Raw genomic sequence first — 16,792 nt, forward strand, 5'->3', positions numbered from 1 at the left:
AGCCTGCTCAAGCAGGATCTTCTTCCCAATCACCTAGGATTTGTTGCAGGATACGGCCCGAAAAGCCTCGGCTGGCCATAAAGCGATACTGCTTGGCGTAGCTACGAGCATCCTCAGGTGGAGCACTGAATTTTTTGCCCCATACCTGTTTGGCACGCTCCAGCTCGGTTGCCATCAATTCTTCTTTAATTATTTCTGTTTGGTGTACATCCACACCATGCTGACGCAGCTCTTGCAAAATGACCCGCGCACCTACCCGTGAGGCACGACGGTTAACAACGCTATTGGCAAAACGTTCGTTAGATAGCCATTTTTGTTCGACCAAGGCGTCCAACAAGGCTTCCACCTCTTCGGCACTTTCCGCATGAGCCGCTAAGCGACGCCCCAATTCCAGGCGGGAATACTCGCGCCGAGACAAGAAGTTTAATGCTCTGGCTTTAAGCGATAAACCCGGCCGCTTGGATGCCGCTTTCTTTTCAGGGGCCGGGGAATCGTTTGAGCCGTCTACGCTGCTGCTCGCCCGTTTGGGCTGAGCAGACAAGGCAGCAATACGCTCCCTTTGAGCTTGTCTACGTTCCCGGATTTCGTCCGGGTCCGTCTCAAAGGGTTCATCATCGAACTCTGGGGGGAAAATCAGGCCTCTCCCTCAGGTGCGGGGGAGGCGGCAGCAGCGGCAGCAGGAGCAGCAGGAGCAGCAGCTGCTTTAGCGGAACGGCTGACTGCGGCGCTCATCAAAGCGACGCCCAGTTTTTCACGAACCTTGTTCTCGATTTCGCGGGCGAGCTCGGGACGCTCTTTCAGGTATTCGCGCACATTGTCTTTACCTTGCCCAATGCGGTTGCCATCATAGCTGTACCAAGCACCCGCCTTGTCGACCACAGCCGTCTGCACACCCAGATCAATAATTTCGCCTTCACGCGAAATACCGCTGCCATACATGATGTCGAACTCGGTTTGCTTGAACGGCGGCGCAACCTTGTTCTTGACCACTTTGACGCGGGTTTCATTGCCGACCATTTCGTCGCCACGTTTAATGGAACCAATACGGCGGATATCCAGACGCACGGACGAATAGAACTTCAGTAACCATGCAATTGGCGCGCTTGATGGTGGCCGTCAATTTACGCAAGGCCTGGCTCATCAAACGGGCTTGCAGACCGGGCAGGGAATCGCCCATATCGCCTTCGATTTCCGCTTTAGGGGTCAAGGCCGCTACCGAGTCAATCACAATCAGGTCCACCGAACCGGAACGCACCAGAGCTTCAGTAATTTCTAAGGCTTGCTCACCCGTATCAGGCTGAGAGATCAACAGATCACTGAGGTTAACGCCAAGTTTTTGAGCGTACTGCACATCCAGGGCGTGTTCGGCGTCAATAAAAGCGCAAGTACCTTTGAGCTTTTGCATCTCTGCAATGACTTGCAGCGTCAGCGTGGTTTTACCCGAGGACTCCGGGCCGTAGACTTCAATGACGCGACCACGTGGCAAACCACCAACGCCCAACGCGACGTCCAGCCCCAAAGAACCCGTGGAGACCACCTGGATGTCATGCTCGACGTTGTTATCGCCATAACGCATGATCGAGCCCTTGCCGAACTGCTTTTCGATTTGCGTCAGAGCGGCGGCCAGCGCTTTGGAACGTTCCGAGGCCACTGCTTTGCTGTTTTTATCGTCCATGAAAAATCCTTGACTGTGGAATGGCGCCCCAACGGACGGGCACGGCAATTAAAATTCAAACCTAATTATTGCATCAAATTATACTGTATATATACACAGATATTCAAATATATTAACCAAGCGCCATCGTTATCCCCTACTGACCGGCCTTACAGCCTTATGCAACAATGCCAAACAGCCGTTAAATCATTTGTTTGTGTAGGGTCATGCGCATACTCATAGCTGAAGATGACAGTATTCTCGCGGATGGACTTTCTCGTTCCTTACGCTACGAAGGCTATGCGGTCGATGTCGTGCACGACGGCGATAGCGCCGACTCGGCCTTGCAACTGCAAAGTTTTGACCTTCTGATCCTGGATCTGGACTTACCTAAAAAACCCGGCCTGTCGGTGCTGCAGTCCATACGTCAACGCCAGGACACCTTGCCGGTTCTGATTCTGACTGCCAGCGATACGGTAGAACAACGGGTGCGCGGGCTGGACCTGGGTGCGGACGACTACATGTCCAAACCCTTTGCCCTGACCGAGCTGGAAGCCCGAGTACGCGCGCTAACGCGTCGTAGCACCGGTACCAGCAGCGCCTTGCTGCATCACAAACGGCTTAGCTTCGACCTGAAAGGTCGTATGGCGTATATAGATAACCAGCCCCTGGAGTTGTCGGCCCGCGAAACCAGCTTACTGGAGATTTTTTTATCGCGCAGTGGCCGCATGATCAGCAAAAACCAGTTTGTAGACCTGCTCTGTGAGTGGGGTGAAGAAGTCACCCCTAACGCCATCGAAGTCTACATACACCGCCTGCGCAAAAAGCTGGAGCCTAGTGGAGTGCGCATTCTGACTGTACGTGGTCTGGGTTATTGCCTGGAACCGGAAAAACTGCGAGAAGACGCTCCAGCCTAAGGGAACGTCCATGCAGCACGCTTCACCCCCACCCTCTCCAAAGCCCTCTACTGCACCTGCCAAAGGCAAGCGCGTCGCGCCACGCCCGCTGATCCACAAGATCATGATCTGGATTTTCGGGCCTCTGTTTTTGCTGTGGACGATTGGCATTGTCATTACCTATTTCATTGCCCAGCACATTGCCAACTCCCCGTATGACCGCACCTTGCGTGATCACCTGGATTTGTTGCGCGTGGAAATCAGCCATCAGGATCTGAGCCAACCGATTCGTTTATCACACGGCGCCCAGACCATTTTGCGCCAGGACAGCCCCACACCCACGCTGTGGCAAATCCGTAATGCCAATGGCGAACCCATCGCAGGCAATGCCAGTTTGCCCGTGCCTGATAGCTGGGGCTATGACACTGACCTGCTGCGTTATCGGGACGTCATCCTGGATGATCAGAGCCTGCGACTGGCCTATGTCTGGGGGGGCAAGGATAAAAACGACACTCCCTTCCTGGCGGTAGCGGCCGAAACCAATGAACATAGGGCGGTGCTACACAGAGAAATTCTGATCGGCATGCTGACACCACAATTCATTCTGGTTCCACTGGCTGCCATGCTGGCGGGCTTGGGACTGACTCACGGACTGGAGCCACTGAACCTGCTGCAGGCCCGTTTGCGTGCCCGTGCGCCCGGTGATCTGTCCCCGGTTGATCATGAACAAGCCCCTGCCGAAATTGTGCCCCTGATCGATGCCATGAATGGATTGCTGGCGCAGCAGGCACAGTTTTCAGCCACCCAACGCCAGTTCGTGGCCAATGCAGCCCATCAATTAAAAACACCGCTGGCCGGGATACGCACTCAGGCCGAGCTGGCCCTACGCGAACGCGACCCCCAGCAGACGGAATCCAGCCTGCTGCAACTGGTACGTGGCACTGATCGCGCCACCCGGCTTGTCACTCAGATGTTGGCCCTGGCTCGAGCTGAAAGCAGTGATGCGCTTTACGCTCCCACCCGGCAAACGCTGGACCTGAACACCTTGACCGAGTTGTACGTGACCCAGCGCGTCCCGGATGCCTTGAAACTGGGCCTGGACCTGGGTCTGGAAAACAATGCCAAGGCCATTCTCTTGCAAGCTGATCCGGTACTGCTTGATGAGCTGATCAATAATCTGCTGGACAATGCCCTGATCTACACACCTGCAGGCGGGTGGATCACCCTACGCACGGGTCAAAGTCCAGGCAAGGGCTGGCTGGAAATTGAAGATAACGGCCCCGGCATCCCTGCCGAGCATCGGGCGCGCATTTTTGACCGCTTTTATCGCATCATCGGCAATCAGGCCGACGGCAGCGGCCTGGGCTTAGCCATTGTGCGAGAGATTGCCGATATTCACGGCGCCACCATCGACTTTATGCCGCTGAGCTCGGGCCAGGAAAGCGGCCTGCGCCTGCGTGTCAGTTTCCCTCTGTCTTTACCTTGGAGAGCCTGAGCGGATGCCCCCGACACACACCAGCGCCGACCTTCCCCAGGGGAAAGACAAGCTAGACGCCCAAGGCCGCAAGGTTATTTTTGCCTCTGCCCTGGGCACCATGTTCGAGTGGTACGACTTCTACCTGTACGGCTCAATGGCCGCCATTCTGGCCCAACATTTTTTCTCGGCAGTCAATCCAACAGCGGGCTTTATTTTCGCCCTGCTGGCCTTTGCTGCCGGCTTCGCCGTGCGCCCCTTTGGCGCCCTTCTTTTTGGCCGCATCGGCGACCGGGTCGGACGTAAATACACCTTTCTGATCACCATCTTGCTAATGGGCCTGTCCACCTTTTTAGTTGGCGTACTGCCCAGCTACGAGGCCATTGGTATTGCCGCCCCCATCATGCTGATCGTCTTGCGCCTGCTGCAAGGTCTGGCTATGGGCGGCGAGTATGGTGGAGCCGCCACCTACGTGGCCGAATACGCCCCCCAGCACCGTCGCGGCTTTTACACCAGCTGGATTCAAACCACCGCCTCGGTGGGCCTGCTCTTGTCTTTGCTGGTCATCATGGGCATACGCAGCCTGGTGGGCGAAGAGGCCTTTGTGGTTTGGGGCTGGCGCATCCCCTTCCTGATTTCCGTCCTGCTGCTAGCCATTTCTGTCTGGATACGGATGAACCTGAAAGAGTCCCCGGCCTTTCAGCACATCAAAGAAGAAGGCACGCTCTCCACTTCGCCTATTACCGAGTCCTTTGGGCGCTGGGCCAATCTACGTATTGCCTTGCTGGCACTTTTCGGACTCACGGCTGGGCAAGGGGTGGTGTGGTACACAGGCCAGTTCTACGCCCTGTTCTTTATCACCCAAATGCTGGGTCTACAGGCCACCTTGGCCCAGACACTGATGGTGATCTCCCTGCTCCTGGCCACGCCGCTGTTTATCTTTTTTGGCTGGCTGTCTGACCAAATCGGCCGCAAACCTATCATTCTGACAGGCTGTTTGCTCGCTGCCCTGACCTATTACCCGGCATTCCAGGGTTTGGCCTATTTTGCCAACCCCGCACTGGTCCAGGCCCAACGCAACGCGCCCGTTACCGTTATTACCGACCCGGCCAGTTGCTCCTTCCAGTTCAACCCGGTAGGCAGCCACGCCTTCACCAGTTCCTGTGACATTGTGAAGTCCTATATGGCCAGCCACGCGGTCAGCTACAACAACGTCAAAGGCGCGCCCGGCCAAGTGGCGCAGGTACGTATTGGTGATCACCTTATTGATGGCTTTGAAGGCGGAAGCCTGAACCGGGCCGAATTTGCACACCACTCACAAGAGCTGAAAAACGAACTAACAGAGACCATGCGTCAGTACGGCTATCCGGACGGAGCCGATCCGGCCCGGATCAACAAAGTCATGCTGGTAGTTTTACTCACCTATCTGGTCGCGCTGGTGACGGCTGTTTATGGCCCCATTGCCGCCATGCTGGTGGAGATGTTCCCGATTCGGATCCGCTACACCTCTATGAGTCTGCCCTATCACATAGGCAATGGTTGGTTCGGGGGCTTTTTGCCCACCCTGTCCTTTGCCATGATTGCAACAACAGGCAATATCTATGATGGCTTGTGGTATCCCATCCTGATCTGTCTGATTACAGTCGCCATTGGAGCGCCTTTTGTGCGTGAAACCCGTCACAACGATATCAATCGATAGCGACGTTCTGTGCCCATCCCGCCATCGCAGGACATCAGCACAAGACGGCCGAGTAAATGCAAGGGTCCGTAAATGGCGGGACGACACAGGAAGATCTGCGCGTACAATCGAACATTGCCTCGGGCCCCAAACCCGACCCTTTTTCTCTGTTTTTTATCTTCGTATCCATGTGGTTTAAGAATCTACGCATCTATCGTCTCTCCCCTGACTGGGTATGTTCCGCCGATGAGCTGGAAGAAGCTCTTGCCAAACACAGCTTTACACCTGGTTCCAGCCAGGAACCGCTGAGCCTGGGCTGGGTTAGCCCACGCGAGAACAACGCCCTGGTTCATGAAGTTAATGGTCAATATCTGATCGCGCTGCGCGCCGAAAAGAAGCTGCTGCCCACCACGGTGATCAATCAGGTCGCCCGTGAAAAGGCGCGTGATATCGAAGAGCAGCAGGGCTACAAACCCGGCCGCAAGCAAATGAAGGAAATCAAGGAACAGGTCATTGTTGACTTGATGCCTCGTGCCTTTGCCGTGTCCCGCGATACCCGTGTCTGGCTGGATACCCGCAACCACTGGCTGGCAATTGACGCAGCGGCCACTGCCAAGAGCGATGAGGTCTTGGGTCTGCTGGCTAAGAGCGTGGAGCCCTTCCCCGTTCTGCCGCTGTACACCGAACAGTCTCCGGGCGCCGCCATGACCTCTTGGCTGGTTGATCAGGAAGAGCTGGCCAACTTCACCGTGGACCAGGACACCGAACTGCGCTCTACCGGCGATAGCGGTGCCGCTGTGCGTTATGTGAAGCAAAGCGCGGATATCGACGAAGTGCGCAAGCACGTCGAAGCCGGCAAGCAATGCACTCGCTTGGCGCTGACCTGGGCTGATCGCATCAGCTTTGTGCTGACCGATGCCCTGGACGTCAAACGCGTTGCTCCTCTGGATATCCTGACTGAAAAGCAGGATGTCACTGCCGTCAACGACGACGACATCTTTGATGCTGACATGACCCTGATGACCGCCGAACTGGCCAAGATGATCAGTGATCTGGTCGAAGTGCTGGGCGGCGAACGCAAGTAAGACCTGGCCCAGACCGGATCTGGGCCTTAAACGCCCATCAGGCCAGTTCCTGCTGAGCGGCGCGATACACACCGGGCGTCATTCCTGTCCAATGGCGGAAGGCCCGGTGAAATGTCGCTGGCGAACTGAACTTCAAGGCATACGCAATTTCAGCCAGCGACATATCCTTGCGCAGCAATTTGAAAATTGCCAAATCCCGGCGCAGCTCATCCTTAATACCTTGAAAAGACAGGCCCTCTTCGTGCAGCCTGCGTATCAAGGTGCGCGCTGACATATGCAGTTTTCCCGACACGTCCTGCAAGGTATAGCCCAGGTCTGTGTGCAAGATTTCGCGTACTTTCAAGCGTAAAGCGTGCTCGTGATACGAAGTGAAAATCCAGTCGCGCGGCGCTCGTTCCAAAAAAGCGCGGGCTTCCACCTGAGTACGTTGCGGTCGCACCTGCCCCAATTCCACCCCGAACAAAATATGCGAATACGGGGCATCAAAACTGACTGAGGCCGGAAACAAGACGGAGTAGTCAGAGGCAAAAGCCGGTCGCGCAAAAGCGAACGCCACCTGCTGCACCGGCACCTCGCGCCCCATCAACCAGGACACAATGCCGTGCGTGAATTTCAGCATTAAGGCGTGCCCGAAACGATGCACATAGGCGGCGGGATAACGCGGCACCAACTCAATGCCCAGCTCTCTGTCGGTACGAATCATGTTCAGGCTGAAATCATCCAGGAGCAGATTCCAGAACTGGGTGAAGCGGTACAACGCCACATTAATGGAAGGTGCATCCCGCACCGTACGCACAATGTATTTCAAGGCTCCAGAACGGATAGGCCGCGTCCAGAAGCCCATCATTTCATCCCCCGTCTTCTTAGCGCTTTCCTGATACAGGCGCACCAGCTGATCGCGCGTCAAGCGAGCCCCAGGACGATCAATAAAATCTTTCACGATTCCTGCTTGTTTCAAGCAGTGATCCAGCACCTCTTCGGAGTAGCTGGTGCGCAAACTCTGAAACCAGTCCTGCACCAGATCCAGTGCCACAGTGGCGGTATGGGCCGCATCGACAGGAACCGGCAAGGTGCCGGATGCGGCATTCATTTTCCACGCTCTTCAAAGATTGTCACTTTTTGCATATCCAGCGTCAGTATTGGGTATTGGGTCAGGTGCTAAACCATCCTATGCTGACAAGCATAATACAAGGAGACATCACCATGTTAGGCACTGGAAATATGATGCATATGCCCTTGCTCATCAGTTCCATTCTCTCCCACGCCGTAGAGAATAACCCTGAGCAGGAGATTGTTACCGCTTTGGATAATGGCGATCTTCATCGCTACAGCTATCTTGAATTTGCCCACCGGGTTCAGGATCTAGCCCTGGGATTGCAACAGCATAAGTTGCAAACCGGCGAGCGCGTGGCGACTTTGGCATGGAACACCTACCGTCATCTGGAAATTTACTACGCCACCTCGGGCATAGGTCTGGTGTGCCACACCGTCAATCCCCGCCTGACGCGCGAGCAAATTGCCTTCATCATTAATGACGCGCAAGACACGGTGATGTTCTACGACGAACATTTCAATGAGCTGGTGATGTATCTGCAAAACCAGTGCCCCACCGTCAAGCACTGGGTGCGTATGGGCAGCCAAACCCAAGGCCCCTTGGCTGACGAGTATGAAAGCTGGCTGGGCAATGACACAGCCGGTTTTGAATGGCCCGTGTTCGATGAAAACACGGCTAGTGGCCTGTGCTATACCTCCGGCACCACGGGCGAGCCCAAAGGCGCCTTGTACTCCCACCGCTCCACCCTCTTGCATGCCTATGCCTCGGCCCATCCCAATGCACTGTGCATTGCCAGCTCGGATGCTGTCATGCCTTTGGTTCCCATGTTCCACGTCAACGCCTGGGGCCTGCCTTATTCAAGCCTGATGTCCGGTGCCAAAATTGTGCTGCCGGGCGCCAACCTGCAAGGCGACCGTATTTACTCGCTATGTGAGCGCGCTGGCGTCACCTTGTCCGCCGGTGTGCCCACCATCTGGAAAACCGTACTTGATTACGCCACAGCCAAGGGCCAGTCGTTCAGTACATTGGGCCGTATCTTGATTGGTGGTTCGGCGTGCCCACCCAATATGATTGCTGCCTGGGCGTCCTACGGCATTTCTGTGCGCCACGCCTGGGGCATGACGGAGACCTCGCCCTTGGGCACGGTCTGCCAGTTGCTACCCAAACATCAGGCTCTGCCTGAAGCGCAGAAACAGCATGTCTTGGCCTCACAAGGGCGTGCCCTGTTCGGTGCTCGTCTGAAAACCATAGATGACGAAGGCAATACCTTGCCGCGCGACGGCAAGAGCAGCGGCCACCTGCTGATTCAGGGCAACTGGATTATGGACCGCTATTACGGCAAGCCCGACCTGGCCAGCGAAAACGGCTGGTTCCGCACCGGCGATGTGGGCTCTATCGACACAGATGGCTACGTCTACATTACCGACCGCAGCAAAGATGTCATCAAATCCGGGGGTGAGTGGATCTCCTCGATTGAGATCGAGAACATCGCCATGGAAGAACCTTTAGTCGAGCTGGCCGCCTGCATTGCCCAGGCTGACGACAAATGGGGCGAGCGCCCGGTGCTGTTTGTCGTTCCACGCGAGGGAGCCGATCTGGATGAGGCCCATATGCTGGAGCGCTATCAGGACCGCGTCACCCGCTGGTCCGTCCCCGACAAAGTTATTTTCATCGACCAGATGCCCATGACGGCCACTGGCAAAATTCAAAAAATGGCACTGCGCAAAATGCTGGCGGATCAAACAGATCTAAGCTGATTGCACTGCAGCCCTCGTCTTTACGTAACACAAGGAGTTTTTATGGCCGCCCCTTTCCTGCTCGCCACCGAGTTAGACAATATCGGAATTGTCACGCTGAACAAGGCGCACAAGCGCAACGCACTGGATGAAGATGCCATTGCTGAAATTGATGCGTACTTCTCCAATATTCCCGAGCACATCCGGGTCATTCTGATGAAGGCAGAAGGCGACCACTTTTGCGCGGGCCTGGACCTGAAAGAGCACCATGACAAAGAGCGCGGTGCCGTCGACTTTCTGCGCGTCTGCCAAAGCTGGCACCGTGCTTTTGACAAGATCGAACACGGCGGCATCCCCGTCATTGCCTGCCTGCAAGGTGCGGTGGTCGGTGGTGGTCTGGAACTGGCTAGTGCTGCTCATATTCGCGTGGCAGATAGCGGCACGTTCTTTGCCCTGCCTGAAGGCACACGCGGCATCTTTACCGGTGGTGGCGCGACAGTGCGTACCGCCAAGATCATCTCCCCCAACCGCATGATTGAACTGATGCTGACCGGCCGGGTGCTGGACGCCGTGGAGGGAGAACGACTGGGGCTGGCGCACTACGTGTGCAACAACGAAGCCAACCCCAAAACAGCCTATGAGCTGAGCCTGGAATTGGCCCAGCGCATTGCAGGCAATGCCCTTTTGTCGAACTACGCCATTGTCAGCTCGATCAGCCGCATTGCCGATATGTCTGCCACCGACGGTCTTTTCGCCGAGGGTTTGATGGCAGCCGTAGTACAAACCGGGCGGGATGTGCAGGACCGCTTGGGCGAGTTCGTTAATAAAAAAGCTCATAAAGTGAAGCCGACCAAATAATATCGGCCAGGCGGACATGGGCAGTAATCACAACAATACGGAGACAAAACCATGCTGTCGCAACAAGAGTTAAGCCGGGCCCTGTCCGGACTACAGGAATATGAACAACTCAAGTCGCAGCGTCGGCGTCTGGCATTTGCCTGCGCCGGCATCTGCCTGGGGCTGACTGGCCTGTTTATCGTGACGGCTATTTTCTGGCCCAGCGTTTTGACCCATAACCTGGGCAGTGGAGGAGCTGTCAACACAGGCATGGTGTACGGGATAGGACTGATTTTTGTGTCCTGGTTATTAACTGGCGTCTATATCCATGTCGCCAACACCCGCTTTGACCCGCTGTGCGAGCGAGTACTGGCGAAGGTGCGCGCATGAATACACAAGCCATTCTGATCTTTGCGGCCTTTGTCCTGGTTACCTTGGGCATCACTTACTGGGCCTCGTCACGCACTCGTTCCAGTTCGGACTTCTACACCGCGGGCGGTGGCATTACCGGCACTCAAAATGGCCTGGCCATTGTGGGTGACTATATGTCTGCCGCCACCTTGCTGGGTATTTCATCCCTGGCCTTTACTAACGGCTTTGACTCGCTGCTGTATGCGGTTTGCGCTTTTATGGGCTGGCCGATCATCATGTTCCTGATTGCCGAGCGTTTGCGCAATCTGGGCCGCTACACCTTGAGCGATATCGTCTCTTACCGACTGGACGAGCGCAGCACGCGCATCTTTACCGCCATCAGCTCGCTGACGGTGGTCCTGTTCTACCTGATCGTGCAAATGGTGGGCGCAGGTCAACTGGTGCAACTGCTGTTCGGCATCGACTACACCTATGCCGTAGTCGCTGTGGGCTTGCTCATGATGGTGTACGTGGTGGTGGGCGGTATGGTCGCCACAACCTGGGTACAGATCATCAAGGCCATTTTGATGATGGGTAACGGCTTTTTGATGGCTGGCCTGGCCCTGTATTACTTCAACTTCGACTTTTCAGCCCTGGTCAGCGCCGCTGCCGAGCATCATCAGGCTGGTGAAGCGATGAAAGGCCCCTGGAAGCTGATGGCTGATCCCTTCTCGGGTCTGTCTTTGGCCGTGTCGCTGGTGTTTGGTATTGCGGGCCTGCCGCACATCATGATGCGCTTTTTCACGGTACCGGATGCTCGCGCAGCTCGTAAATCGGTTTTTGTGGCAACGGGTTTGATGGGCGTGTTCTTTGTGGTGATCTGCTTTTTGGGTCTGAGCGCCATGGCGATTCTGCCCAAGTTCCCCGAGTTCTACGTGGACGGCAAGGTTGGCGGCATGGTATTGGGTGGTTCCAATATGCCCATCATGCATCTGGCAACAGCGTTAGGTGGCAACCTCTTGTTTGGATTGCTGGCTGCCGTATCCTTTGCCACGATTCTGGCCGTGGTCAGTGGCCTGACGCTGGCCGGTGCCTCCGCCGTGGCTCATGACCTGTACGCTAAAGTTATTCGTCGCGACGATGTCACCCCTTCCCAGGCAATGCGCGTCAACCGTCTGGCTTCTATCGGCATCGGTTTTGTGGCCATTTTCCTGGGCTTGCTATTCCGTGACCAGAACGTTGCCTTCCTGGTGGCCTTGGCCTTCAGTATTGCGGCATCGGCCAACTTCCCTGTGTTGCTGATGTCCATGTACTGCCGTGATGTCACCACCCGTGGCATTATTTTCGGTGGCATGGCCGGTCTGCTGGTTGCACTGGGCCTGGTCATTCTCTCGCCCGCCGTGTGGGTACGCATTCTGGGCTTTTCCGAGGCCATCTTCCCTTATGACTTCCCAACCTTGATTTCCATGCCTTTGGCATTTATCACGATTTATCTTGTTTCGAAACTGGACCGCAGCAGCCGGGCCAGCCAAGACCGCGCCGGGTTTGATGCCCAGCAAGTCCGGGCTGAGACCGCGGTAGGTATTGCGGCCGTCTCTCACTGAGTACTTGGTACTCTGGCGGTAGTCCAGCCTGATCGGGCTACCGCCCTTGTTTTAATTCATTCCAGCAGGAGCATCACCATGACAGAGTCAAACACCCCCGACATCGCTCACTACATCGGAGGTGGCCAGCAGGCTGGCACCGGTACACGCACTCAGCCGGTGTATAACCCCGCCACGGGCCAAGTCAGTGCCAAGGTCAAACTGGGCAACCAGCAAGATATTGATGCCGCTGTCGCCAGCGCCCAGGCCGCTTTCCCCGCATGGGCCGATACCCCACCGCTGCGCCGTGCCCGCGTACTGTTCAACTTTTTAGCCTTGCTCAACGAGAACAAGGAAAAGCTGGCAGCCATGATTACGGCCGAACACGGCAAGGTTCTGTCGGATGCTCTGGGTGAAGTCACACGCGGAATTGAGATTGTTGAGTTTGCTTGCGGCATTCCCCAGCTGCTTAAGGGTGATTACACCGAACAAGTCAGCACCAATATTGACAACTGGACAATGCGTCAGCCTCTGGGTGTCGTGGCGGGCATTACGCCCTTTAACTTCCCCGTCATGGTGCCTATGTGGATGTTCCCGGTTGCGATTGCGGCTGGCAATACCTTTGTCCTTAAGCCCAGCCCCATTGATCCAAGCCCCAGCCTGTACATGGCCGAGCTGTTGAAACAAGCCGGGCTGCCTGACGGGGTGTTCAACGTAGTGCAAGGCGATAAAGATGCTGTTGAAGCCTTGGTGAACCACCCCGATATTCAAGCGGTTTCCTTTGTAGGCTCCACCCCGATTGCCAATCGTATTTACGAGATGGGCGCAACCGGCGGCAAACGCGTGCAAGCCTTGGGCGGTGCCAAGAACCACCTGGTAGTGATGCCAGACGCCGATCTGGACCTGACCGTCGACGCTTTGATCGGTGCGGCTTACGGCTCCGCTGGCGAGCGTTGCATGGCAATTTCGGTAGCTGTGTTGGTGGGCGATTCGGCTGATCGCATCTTGCCTGCATTGCAAGAGCGCACCCGTTCCCTGAAGATTCTAAATGGCACCAATGCCGCTGCGGAAATGGGCCCTATCGTTACGCCCCAGGCGCGAGAACGCATCAGTGGCTGCATCGACAAAGGCGTAGAAGAAGGCGCCACGCTGCTGGTAGATGGCCGCAACTTTGATGGTGCCAAGGCCGGTGAAGGTTGCAAGGACGGCTTCTGGATGGGCGGCACCCTGTTCGACCACGTCACTCCGGATATGAGCGTGTACCAGGACGAGATTTTTGGCCCTGTACTGTGCTGCGTACGCGTACCCGATCTGGCCAGTGCCATTGAGCTGATCAACAAGCATCAGTTCGGTAACGGTGTCGCTTGCTTTACCAGCGACGGCAATGTGGCCCGCGAATTTGGCCGCCGCATCCATGTCGGTATGGTTGGTATTAACGTGCCGATTCCCGTGCCTATGGCCTGGCACGGTTTTGGTGGCTGGAAGAAGAGCCTGTTTGGCGATATGCACGCCTACGGTGAAGAAGGCGTGCGTTTCTACACACGTCAGAAATCCATCATGCAGCGTTGGCCGGAGAGCATTAGCAAGGGCGCAGAATTTGCCATGCCTACGTCCAAGTAACAGCAGGTCTGTCGGGCTGAATCCCCCTTAACAGGGCAATCTTTCAGCTCGGAGCGGCAACTTCAAGCCTGCACACATCCCTGACTTGAAAAACGCTTTTTTGAAAGACAAAAAAAAGGGGCTCTGATTCAGAGCCCCGGTTTTTTAATGCTGATACGTACCCAATGCTAGGGCGTACTCAGATTAATACATGCCGTGAAAAACCGCATCCTCAGGGCCAATATGTGACGGTGGGTCCCAAGTCACATCGCGCATGGAATGCTGCACCAGCGTTTCCACACCCAGCAGCACGGCAAAGATAGCCATGCGCACCGGAATCCCATTATCAGCCTGACGGAAAATCGCCAGGCGCGGATCGTGGTTCAAGTCCACGCTCAGGTCATGAGCACCTTCACGGCTATCGCGTGGCAGTGGGTGCATCACAATCACATCAGGGCCGCAGCAGCGGTCAATAATCGCTTTATTGACTTGGAAGTCTGCCGTGAAGCTGCCGTCCTGCCCTTCTTCAAAACGTTCTTTTTGTACACGCGTGGCATAAATCACATCCACGCCGGGCAGACCTTTTTCCAAGGAAGTGGTTTGCTCGATGACATGCTTTCCTTGCTTGGCGACTTGCTCCACAATGTGTTCGGGCATTTCCAGGCCGGGAGGCGCAATCAGCGTAAATTTCAGGCCACGGTACATGCCCAGCAGCTTGATCAAGGAGTGCACAGTACGGCCGTATTTCAAGTCACCCACCAGGGCGATGTGCGCGCCATCCAGCAGCTTGCCCAGACGGGAGAACTCAGTGCTGATGGTGTAGAGATCCAGCAAAGCCTGGCTAGGGTGCTCACCCGCACCGTCCCCACCATTGACCACGGGAATATTAGTGGCACGCGCAAACTCCGCGACGGAACCTTGCTCGGGGTGACGAATCACCATGGCATCCACATAACCACTCATCACACGGCTGGTGTCGTAAATGGACTCGCCTTTGGCCATGGAAGAGAAGGTAAAACCGGTGGTGTCACATACCGAACCACCCAGGCGGCAGAAGGCCGAACCAAAGCTGACGCGAGTCCGGGTGGAGGCTTCAAAAAACAGGTTACCCAGCACAGCACCTTCCAGCACGCGCGACACTTTTTGGCGACGAGCGATAGGCTGCATGATGTCGGCCAGACTGCACAGCTCTTCCACAGTTTCACGGGTGAACTGGTCGACGGACAAAAGCTGATGCTTGCCGCCGGTAGCAATACGGTCACGCAATGGGCCAGACTGTGCGCTTTGCGCATACTTACTCAGCAAAGCCTCGTTTTCCACGATTTCCGTGACAAAACGCTGCACCACTTCAGGCATGGCACGCGACTCCAAAGAGCCTTCAGGCAACAGCCAAGTATCCAGTGCACGACGCTTGACTCCAATACGCGCCGCAAAAACGTCACGAGTCAGGTTCAGGCGACGCATTGCATCACGCAAAAAAACTTGTTGGGAGACGGCCATATCAGCTCTCGCTTATGAAATATACGCAATGCGCACATTTTAAGACTATGGCCGATAAAAAAGCGAGAGGGAATGTAGGCTATTGCAGAAAATACAACGACACACTGCGCAAGGCGCACGCTACTTACAAAGAGGCCACACGTATAAGCCTACCGTGCGGCACGATGTAGTCAGCTAATACGCCTTAAGGGTGTTGCCGATATGGCGTGGTGTAAGGCACAGCCTGATCGTTATTCGGGAAAGAAAACCCCTCGGAATCTTGCGAGCCCGAAGTCAGCCATTCGCTGTGCTGATACGCAAAGTCTGCCAAGCCCAGCGTGCCCCATACGCCCACTACAAAAAGTGCCAGACTCAAGGCTAGAAAGAACGCTGAACAGAAACCGGGTATCCAAGCCCAACGTCGCCCGACTTTAGAACTGTGCCACGCCAAAGTCCAATGGCTCCAGCACAGGGCCAGAAAGGCCGAGACCAGTCCCATCAGAAAAACAAACAAGGGCAGGCGCAGGAAGGCAGGAACAAATACTGATCCAATGGCTCCGGTGCCCATCAACATGACGAACAAGAGAGCGGCTCCGTGTAAGCCGATCAGAACGCGAAAAGAGAGAATGTAAAAAGCAAGGCTGCCTGGCGGGGTCACCATACCGACTTTCCTGTTATTAACAAGAGCGGTGGGCTTGCGCCCTCCGCATTTTTCAACAAGCCGGGCAAGGGTGAACCCAGGGCCAGGACAGCATCAAACAAGCCAGCAGGGCTTACTTCTTGCCGTTGGTCTGCGTGGCTTCTGGACCGGCAATCGCACGGGCGGCCGCCAAGGCATTGGCTTCCGTACCCACCATGAAAATCAAACGACCATCTTTAACGGGCGAACCGTAAGCGGGGGCCGCCAACATGGTGTCACCCACAACCAAAGCCAGACGCTTTTTAGGGAACTGCGTGGTGACTTGCAGCAGGCGTTGAGCCGCTTCAGGAGTCAGATCCAAAGCCAGCAAACCTTCTTTGCTGTCGTTGGTGCCAGCTTGCACGCCAACCAGATCTTCACGTACCACGACGGCACGCGGATTAACAAACAAAGCCCCATTAGGCTGCACGTCTACGCGAGCCCAACCGGCTTGTTCCTGGGTGTCGGCCAGAAAGATCTGTACCGGAGCGGCTTGCTGCTCGGCGCCTGGCTGGGCAACGGCTTGTTGCGTACCCGTTGCAGGCGTGGAGGGAGTGGTTTGTGTGGCAGCGCTGGACGTGCCCGTTTTATCGCTCGGTTTTTCCTGAACGGTTTGACAAGCGGCCAATGCAACCAGGCCAACAGGAGCCAGAATTCGAGCGAGTGTGCGTAAAGTCATCATAGTGA

14 protein-coding genes and 1 pseudogene are annotated in these 16,792 nt (G+C 55.8%); 9 read left to right on the plus strand and 6 right to left on the minus strand.

Translation table 11 applies throughout. The features are described 5' to 3' along the window. Window positions 1-7 precede the first annotated feature (7 nt). Together recX and IE156_RS01620 are read right to left on the minus strand one after the other, a co-directional pair. Complete coding sequence (gene recX / locus IE156_RS01615) at window positions 8-541, minus strand: recombination regulator RecX (RefSeq protein ID WP_189390746.1); 534 nt, start codon at window positions 539-541, stop codon at window positions 8-10. 92 nt (window positions 542-633) lie between these two features. Further along, window positions 634-1,675: pseudogene (locus IE156_RS01620) on the minus strand (recombinase RecA). Window positions 1,676-1,881: 206 nt separating this feature from the next. Between IE156_RS01620 and IE156_RS01625 the strand changes: the two are divergent. From IE156_RS01625 to IE156_RS01640, 4 genes are all read left to right on the plus strand, one after another. Then, a complete protein-coding gene (locus IE156_RS01625; RefSeq protein ID WP_003799515.1) occupies window positions 1,882-2,571 on the plus strand; it encodes a response regulator transcription factor in 690 nt (229 codons plus the stop codon). A 10-nt stretch (window positions 2,572-2,581) separates the two neighbouring features. Next, a complete protein-coding gene (locus tag IE156_RS01630; RefSeq protein ID WP_189390747.1) occupies window positions 2,582-4,045 on the plus strand; it encodes a sensor histidine kinase in 1,464 nt (487 codons plus the stop codon). Window positions 4,046-4,049: 4 nt separating this feature from the next. Then, window positions 4,050-5,723 (plus strand): MFS transporter, encoded by a 1,674-nt coding sequence (locus tag IE156_RS01635; protein WP_189390748.1) that lies wholly within the window; start codon window positions 4,050-4,052, stop codon window positions 5,721-5,723. 167 nt (window positions 5,724-5,890) lie between these two features. Further along, window positions 5,891-6,787, plus strand: a complete 897-nt coding sequence (locus tag IE156_RS01640) for a recombination-associated protein RdgC (protein WP_189391362.1) — start codon at window positions 5,891-5,893, stop codon at window positions 6,785-6,787. Between the two features lie 37 nt (window positions 6,788-6,824). On the opposite strand, the gene IE156_RS01645 is transcribed toward IE156_RS01640, so the two are convergent. Beyond that, complete coding sequence (locus IE156_RS01645; protein ID WP_189390749.1) at window positions 6,825-7,877, minus strand: helix-turn-helix domain-containing protein; 1,053 nt, start codon at window positions 7,875-7,877, stop codon at window positions 6,825-6,827. A 113-nt stretch (window positions 7,878-7,990) separates the two neighbouring features. On the opposite strand from IE156_RS01645, the gene IE156_RS01650 reads away from it, so the two are divergent. From IE156_RS01650 to IE156_RS01670, 5 genes are all read left to right on the plus strand, one after another. Next, window positions 7,991-9,598 carry a long-chain-fatty-acid--CoA ligase gene (locus IE156_RS01650; protein ID WP_189390750.1) on the plus strand — a complete coding sequence of 536 codons (1,608 nt, stop codon included), beginning with the start codon at window positions 7,991-7,993 and terminating at the stop codon, window positions 9,596-9,598. Between the two features lie 42 nt (window positions 9,599-9,640). Then, on the plus strand, window positions 9,641-10,435 hold the full coding sequence (locus tag IE156_RS01655) for a crotonase/enoyl-CoA hydratase family protein (protein ID WP_189390751.1): 795 nt from the start codon (window positions 9,641-9,643) through the stop codon (window positions 10,433-10,435). A gap of 51 nt (window positions 10,436-10,486) precedes the next feature. Continuing rightward, on the plus strand, window positions 10,487-10,804 hold the full coding sequence (locus IE156_RS01660; RefSeq protein WP_189390752.1) for a DUF485 domain-containing protein: 318 nt from the start codon (window positions 10,487-10,489) through the stop codon (window positions 10,802-10,804). Then, window positions 10,801-12,369, plus strand: coding sequence for a sodium:solute symporter family transporter (locus IE156_RS01665; RefSeq protein ID WP_189390753.1), 1,569 nt, complete (start codon window positions 10,801-10,803; stop codon window positions 12,367-12,369). The genes IE156_RS01660 and IE156_RS01665 overlap by 4 nt, the downstream gene beginning before the upstream one ends. Window positions 12,370-12,447: 78 nt before the next feature. Next, window positions 12,448-13,968 (plus strand): CoA-acylating methylmalonate-semialdehyde dehydrogenase, encoded by a 1,521-nt coding sequence (locus IE156_RS01670; protein ID WP_229840861.1) that lies wholly within the window; start codon window positions 12,448-12,450, stop codon window positions 13,966-13,968. 183 nt (window positions 13,969-14,151) lie between these two features. Here the strand turns inward: IE156_RS01670 and IE156_RS01675 are convergent, their stop codons facing one another. The 3 genes from IE156_RS01675 to IE156_RS01685 form a co-directional block, all read right to left on the minus strand. After that, window positions 14,152-15,447: an aspartate carbamoyltransferase gene (locus tag IE156_RS01675; RefSeq protein ID WP_189390754.1), complete on the minus strand. Its 1,296-nt coding sequence runs from the start codon at window positions 15,445-15,447 to the stop codon at window positions 14,152-14,154. A 184-nt stretch (window positions 15,448-15,631) separates the two neighbouring features. Beyond that, complete coding sequence (locus tag IE156_RS01680) at window positions 15,632-16,087, minus strand: hypothetical protein (protein ID WP_189390755.1); 456 nt, start codon at window positions 16,085-16,087, stop codon at window positions 15,632-15,634. A 112-nt stretch (window positions 16,088-16,199) separates the two neighbouring features. After that, window positions 16,200-16,787, minus strand: a complete 588-nt coding sequence (locus IE156_RS01685) for a hypothetical protein (protein ID WP_189390756.1) — start codon at window positions 16,785-16,787, stop codon at window positions 16,200-16,202. Between the last annotated feature and the right edge of the window lie 5 nt (window positions 16,788-16,792).

Origin of the sequence: Alcaligenes pakistanensis, assembly GCF_014652815.1 — a bacterium.
GTDB lineage: Bacteria > Pseudomonadota > Gammaproteobacteria > Burkholderiales > Burkholderiaceae_B > Alcaligenes > Alcaligenes pakistanensis.

Coding starts and splice junctions, on each gene's coding strand:
- IE156_RS01675 (WP_189390754.1), bottom strand. CDS start 15,447: ATGGCCGTCTCCCAACAAGTTTTTTTGCGTGATGCAATGCGTCGCCTG.
- IE156_RS01650 (WP_189390750.1), top strand. CDS start 7,991: ATGTTAGGCACTGGAAATATGATGCATATGCCCTTGCTCATCAGTTCC.
- IE156_RS01660 (WP_189390752.1), top strand. CDS start 10,487: ATGCTGTCGCAACAAGAGTTAAGCCGGGCCCTGTCCGGACTACAGGAA.
- IE156_RS01680 (WP_189390755.1), bottom strand. CDS start 16,087: ATGGTGACCCCGCCAGGCAGCCTTGCTTTTTACATTCTCTCTTTTCGC.
- IE156_RS01635 (WP_189390748.1), top strand. CDS start 4,050: ATGCCCCCGACACACACCAGCGCCGACCTTCCCCAGGGGAAAGACAAG.
- IE156_RS01655 (WP_189390751.1), top strand. CDS start 9,641: ATGGCCGCCCCTTTCCTGCTCGCCACCGAGTTAGACAATATCGGAATT.
- IE156_RS01630 (WP_189390747.1), top strand. CDS start 2,582: ATGCAGCACGCTTCACCCCCACCCTCTCCAAAGCCCTCTACTGCACCT.
- IE156_RS01670 (WP_229840861.1), top strand. CDS start 12,448: ATGACAGAGTCAAACACCCCCGACATCGCTCACTACATCGGAGGTGGC.
- IE156_RS01640 (WP_189391362.1), top strand. CDS start 5,891: ATGTGGTTTAAGAATCTACGCATCTATCGTCTCTCCCCTGACTGGGTA.
- IE156_RS01645 (WP_189390749.1), bottom strand. CDS start 7,877: ATGAATGCCGCATCCGGCACCTTGCCGGTTCCTGTCGATGCGGCCCAT.
- IE156_RS01665 (WP_189390753.1), top strand. CDS start 10,801: ATGAATACACAAGCCATTCTGATCTTTGCGGCCTTTGTCCTGGTTACC.
- IE156_RS01685 (WP_189390756.1), bottom strand. CDS start 16,787: ATGATGACTTTACGCACACTCGCTCGAATTCTGGCTCCTGTTGGCCTG.
- IE156_RS01625 (WP_003799515.1), top strand. CDS start 1,882: ATGCGCATACTCATAGCTGAAGATGACAGTATTCTCGCGGATGGACTT.